At 57.2% G+C, this 1,546-nt stretch carries 1 protein-coding gene; it reads right to left on the reverse strand.

The genetic code is table 11. The features are described 5' to 3' along the window. Nucleotides 1–158: 158 nt before the first annotated feature. Nucleotides 159–1,546: cellulase family glycosylhydrolase (locus IEY52_RS26390; protein ID WP_229685001.1), on the reverse strand; the 1,388-nt coding region annotated here is incomplete at its 5' end.

Here is a 1,546-nt window from a genome sequence, read left to right on the forward strand (position 1 = left end):
GGATGTTGTAACTGGTGAAGGAGAAGTACAAAGACGAGGCGAAGGGGTAGAGCACCAGGGAGAAAAATCCCACCAGCCACGGGGAAATGAAGACCAGACCCAGAATGAGGTTGCTCCACATCTTTTTGCGGTTGCGCTGTTCCTGGGTGCGGGCGAGTTTAGCGTTGTGGGTGGACATAAATCAGCACCTCCTCGTTGCCCAGTTGTGAAGCGAGCACGGTGGCTCCGGGGGCAGCAAAATCAAAATTGCGCAGCTTGATGGGCCGGGTCCAGTCGATGCCAGCCGCCACTTTTGCCAGGGGCTGGTACAGATCCAGGTCCTCATCAAAGAGTTCTCCAAAGGCGTCCGAGGCAGACACCCAGGGGAAGATGCTCATGCCCTGGCTCATGGCGGCCCACAACCCGGTCTTTAAAAAGATGTGCCGGTCCGGGTCTGCCCGGTAAGCCCCATACTCACCAATCAGAACGTGCTTGCCAAATTTTGCGCTCTGCTCGGCATCGTTTCTCAGCACCCCAGGAAGCACCTCACGGTTGCTGGTGGCGTAACTGTGGTACTGGATGAAGTCAATGTCCGGGCTGCTGAAGACTTTCGGCCATACGGACTCTCCCAGCAGTGATGCGGTGACGGGCTTGTGGGAGGGGTCAACCTCTTTGATGTGGCGGGCCAGGACCAGCATGGCCTGTTCAGTTTGCTCTTTTGCAGTCTCGGTTTTTGCGGAGATGATGTCGGCTTCGTTGCCGATCTCCCAGGCGATGATGCTCTTGTGGTGGTGGAGTTTTTCCACCAAAAATTGGATGCGGTTCTTGATGAGCCGGATGCCCTCTTCGCTGCCGTAAATCTCCTCGTGCTTCTGGAAAGGTCCGCCGTTAAAGACGCTGTAGGGGTCTCCCGAGAAATCGGAGTACATGGCGGCCAGATCGATCAGGCTGAAGATGATGTGGATGCCCAGCTGATCAGCAGTTGTGAGCATCTGGTCGTAAGCGTAGAGCGCGAAGTCATCGTAGGTTCCAGCAGGACTTTCAAATTCTGGCATGCTGAACACCCGGAAGGTGTTGCCGCCCCGTTTCTGCAGTTCTTTCATGTAGGTTTCTGCAGTCCACTGGTTGCGGTTGGTGAAAGGGTAGTACAGCTGGCGGCGGTTCATGCCAATGGGCAGAAAGGCTTTTCCATCCTGACACCAGCCCTGGTTGCGGATCTGCACCCCCACACAGTTCTCCACCTGACCAGCGGTCAGATTGGGAGCGTGAGCATGGGCGAACACATCCAGCTTGACATCGGGGGAGTTCAGCACGCCCCCCTGTTCGGGCCAGGGCTGTGAGGAGACCACCTCTCCGCTGTCGGTGCTCACCCAGTCCACAGTCCAGCCAGGGGCCGGACTGTGGGGGAAAGTGACGGGAAAGGTGGCGGCATGACCCCAGCTGCTGAGAAGAAGGGTGGCAGTGATCAGCTGAGGCAGTTTCATGATCAGCGACCCTGGTTGGAGGCTTTCTCGATGTTCTTCTGGGCGGTGTCCAGTGCGGTCTTCGCGTCCGTTTTGCCCAGTTG

This window comes from Deinococcus roseus, assembly GCF_014646895.1.
Lineage (GTDB): Bacteria > Deinococcota > Deinococci > Deinococcales > Deinococcaceae > Deinococcus_C > Deinococcus_C roseus.